Genomic DNA, 4,118 nt, shown 5'->3' with positions numbered 1-4,118 from the left:
GTAGTGCTGATCGCCGCTGTGGACTTTGAGATGCTCGTGATCTCATGCGGTAAACGGTCAACCAAATATGGATTCTGGGGTGCAATCCACTTCTGATATTTTGTGCAATCGTCTTCTGAAAATGACACCCGCCTCGATCCCTCCCGTAAAATAACTGCCAAATCTTCTGCCAAAATCAAAGTGTCAAAAACATAGGATGGGGGAAGTTTATGCACCGTATCGGCTATGCCCGCGTTTCGACTTCCGGGCAAAATCTGGATAGCCAGGTGGACGCTCTCAAGGCGGCCGGCTGCTCAAAGATTTTCAGCGACAAGGTTTCCGGGGTGAAGGAGGATCGCCCTGGTTGGAATCAGGCGATGGAGTATCTACGCGAGGGGGATACCCTGGTGATCACCGAACTCTCGCGCATGAGCCGGAGCTTGGCCCATCTGCTCAAGGTCGTGCAGGAGCTGGAAGGGAAAGGGGTAAAGATCGAAAGCCTTCGGGAAAACATCAACACCACATCCGCCACGGGCCGGGCGTTCCTCTCGATCATGGGGGCCATCAATCAAATGGAACGGGAATTGCGGGCGGAAAGGACTGCCGCCGGCAGAGAGGCGGCCCGGGCGCGGGGGCGAAGCGGTGGGCGTCCCAAAGTCAACCAGGAGAAAATCAAACAGGCGCAAAGCCTGTTCGCCGCCGGGTACACGGTGGCGGAAGCCTGCAAGGTTGTCGGGATCGGGAAGAGGACGTTTTTTCGGCACAAGGGCAATGGCGGGGAGCCGGGCTCTTTGGAAGGGTGAAAATTTCGTACGTACGAAATTTTTCCCGGACCTATGGAAAAACCGGGCTTCAGATTTGCCCTGGAATCGATTTTTTTGGGGTTGGGGTGGGGAAGTCTCGGACTTGGATTTTAGGACCAATAAGAAAAACACAGACCGGCACAGTGGGTTTGCCAAAACTCATCAGGTCGAAATGTCCGACGTTATCCTTTCTTTGACCTGAGGAATTGGCTGGGCTATATTGGTCAGGTCTTTTTTTCTTTGGTATCCAGAGGTTTGGGATGGTCGTTGCGCCCGGAATCAAAATGCGAGAAGAGTAGATCGATTCTGTCGAGTCACGCTGACCAGCGATTTTTCGTTTTCAGCTACAGTTCTGACCGGTCTATTTGAGGTGAAGCTTACGATTCAAACTTGAAAAAACGTTCTGGTTTGCCAAAATAGGCGGCTTTTCTTCATCCCATTCCCGCATTGGTGGCCCTCTTTATAGTGTTAACGCTACTAACCATCTTAATATTAATGAGCTACGGTGCTTATTTGGAGTAATCAATGTTCTTTACCTTTGGCGACCCTGATCGACTTAGCTCTATTGGGCAGGAAGCGACGGATCTTACGGATGCAAAATCCAAGATCGAAATCGCTGTCATCGACGACAACCCCTTTGCACCGCGAGAAGCACTCTTGATCCACAAGTTTCGAATTGTTGAGCTCGGTCCGGACATTAGATCCGTCGACCAAGTTTCGACGTATTCTATTATTATTTGCGATGTCAGCGGCGTGGGCAAGGCATTTGGAAGTCAGTTAGAAGGCGCCCACTTGGTGACCGAAATTCGAAAGGCCTTTCCCGACAAGTATCTGATGGCCTATACAGGTATGACGTACAGTCTAGCAATCACGAATGCCCTCACGACCGCCGACAAACGCATGGAGAAAGACGCCAGCATCGAAGCGTGGGTGCAAACGCTTGAGGTAGGTATCAGTGAAGTCGTGAACCCGAGAAACCGGTGGATCCGATTTAGGCGAGCGCTTTTGGAGCGGGGAGTTGAGCTTTTCGATGTTTTGAAGCTTGAACAGGCGTTTATAAAGTCGGTGCAGAATCGGAATCAAAGCTATCTAGAAAATAAAGCTCGATCGCTTGGCATCAGCGAAGATTTCAAGGATTTGATTATCAAGTTCTCTGCCAATGCCGTAGCAGCGTTGGTCGGAAAGTCTCTCGGTATTTGAATGCGATACGACAAGCACAATAAGAAGATAAAAGCGCTCAATGAGGAATTCGATCGTTTACGAACCGAGAATCTTCAGCTATATAGCGAGTCAATATCAGTTAAGGAGATACTTAATAGCACACTTCACGAGACGCGAAAATTCAGCGCACAGCTTTTAAAGTTCGTTGAAAGACTTAGCCGGGAGACTGCAGATCAACCACAGCTAAATCAAACAGCCCTCTCTGCGTTTTACACGGCCGGTATGATTTCTTCTCGTCTGGCATATACTGACATCGAACTTAATCCGCGAGCGCTGGAGAGTCAAACCCCCGTGCGGTCCGGAATCTATAAGAAGTTCGACAAAGCTAAACGGATTTTAGCTGAGGAAGCGAGGGATCATGGAGTGAATATAAGGCTAGATGGTGAGTCAAGAGCCGAAATTGATGCACTTCCTGTTTTTGAGCTGCTGCCGTTTGTGATTATCGATAACGGCATCAAATACTCTCCTCGTAGCCAAGAAATCAGAATTATTTTTGAGATGTCCGCAGGCAGGCAAATTGTAACTGTGAGCTCCGTAGGGCCTTCAGTTGCTCCGGAAGAGCTCCCTAAGCTATTCGATAAGGGGTTCAGGGGTGCCAATACTCTGGCGATGCCTGGGGATGGTCTAGGCTTGTTCCTGGCCAAGCGCGTTTGCGAATATCATGGTGTGCAGGTTCATGCAGAGACTGGGATAGATAAACGCTACCAACTCAATGGAATTGATTATTCCGATTTTCGCATTGTACTTGAATTTTGATACTAGTATGCCAGACAATCTACTATCTTCAACCTAAACCACTGTTTCACATCTCGTCTTCCCCGTCCTGCTGTCGTCATTTAATTTTAGATTTCCGGCTACAGAACAGACAAGTAATTCTAGAAAGTGATAGATGAAAAGACCAGATCCAACGGTTAAAAGCACCGTTTGCAGCCAAGATCGTAGAGAATGGGTGCCCTCCAGTGTGGAGAATTTCCTCCAGGAACTTGATCATTTGGTCCAGTCTGGGGCAGAAGATGATCATTTGCTTCTATTCAGGGGTCAGTCTGACAGTGGGTGGCTATTGGACTCGACACTGGTGAGGGATGCAATACCTAGACTATTTGGTTACCAGGCGGTGCCGAATAGCATAAGACAGAAGGTCGCATTTCACAGACTGATAGCATCCATGCTTCTGATGAAGTTCGGCGGGATCTGGACGCCCAGCAGGGAAGCATTCGAAGCAGAGAAGAATCACGGAATCGATCCATGGTTTGAGCTTCTAAAAAATGCTCAGCAGTACCCCGAGAAATACGAGACCGTCGACTTTATTAAGGGCACCTTTTTTATAGACTGGACGATATCTCCGGAGGTCGGACTCTATTTTGCAGTGTATGCTGGCCAACGTGGTAGCAGACGGATTGATGATACCGATGGTGCTTTGTGGATCTATGACAGCAGCTCTACTGGTAATATTCTCCAAGAAGACAAGCTGGAGAAGATCATGCACCTCATGACTGGCTCTGATTTTCTTAACGGAGACAAGACCTTCCCGCTCATGTTCCATCCTCGGCAGCAAACAACGCAGGTTCGAGCATCGAACCAGAAACCTGTGTACATAGCACAAATGGACTTTCGTTATGATCTCGCAGATGTTTGGGCCAGCCATGAATCGCAAGCCAACCAGAGCGTCTTTATAAAGCTTTGCGTTCCACAGAATCTTAAAACAGGCCTCGCAGAGTACTTGGAGGCACAGGCCATCACAGAAGAGTACGTTTATCCACACTGACCAAAAATTTGCGATTTCGCAACAAGGAGAACCTGGCTAGCGTATTAAATGTCACCATTTCCAACACATCAGAGAGCCCAACCGGGATATCCGGTTGGGCTCTTCCTGGAAGTTGTTCTGAATTGTAATCCTGCTTAGCCTAAGGATATAAAAACGTTCGAATTGGCCATTTTTACGGCTATTTGTCATTGCACATCACTACTGTCCGGTAAAAAATGATTGCACAGCTATAACCTTTTGAATTTTTTGGTTCTTTAGCATAATTGTTCTTTTTTCGATTTGAATTCGTTCCGGGTGCTACCTTCCTGACTTCACAGGAGGGTGGCGATGCAATCTGGCAAAACGGTTTT

General features: G+C 48.2%; 4 protein-coding genes. All 4 read left to right on the top strand.

Annotated features, from left to right (window positions below; translation table 11 throughout):
* The first annotated feature begins 209 nt into the window (after positions 1-209).
* The 4 genes from AB7C91_RS13565 (at position 210) to AB7C91_RS13550 (ending at position 3,768) form a co-directional block, all read left to right on the top strand.
* Positions 210-782, top strand: coding sequence for a recombinase family protein (locus tag AB7C91_RS13565; protein WP_428592346.1), 573 nt, complete (start codon positions 210-212; stop codon positions 780-782).
* Positions 783-1,307: 525 nt separating this feature from the next.
* Positions 1,308-1,982 carry a hypothetical protein gene (locus AB7C91_RS13560; RefSeq protein ID WP_428592343.1) on the top strand — a complete coding sequence of 225 codons (675 nt, stop codon included), beginning with the start codon at positions 1,308-1,310 and terminating at the stop codon, positions 1,980-1,982.
* Entirely contained in the window at positions 1,983-2,759 is a 777-nt protein-coding gene (locus AB7C91_RS13555; protein WP_428592340.1) for a sensor histidine kinase, read from the top strand.
* Between the two features lie 133 nt (positions 2,760-2,892).
* On the top strand, positions 2,893-3,768 hold the full coding sequence (locus tag AB7C91_RS13550) for a hypothetical protein (protein WP_428592336.1): 876 nt from the start codon (positions 2,893-2,895) through the stop codon (positions 3,766-3,768).
* Positions 3,769-4,118 lie beyond the last annotated feature (350 nt).

The organism is Sphaerochaeta sp. (assembly GCF_050256055.1).
Lineage (GTDB): Bacteria > Spirochaetota > Spirochaetia > Sphaerochaetales > Sphaerochaetaceae > Sphaerochaeta.
This window is presented reverse-complemented; position numbering and strand designations above follow the sequence as displayed.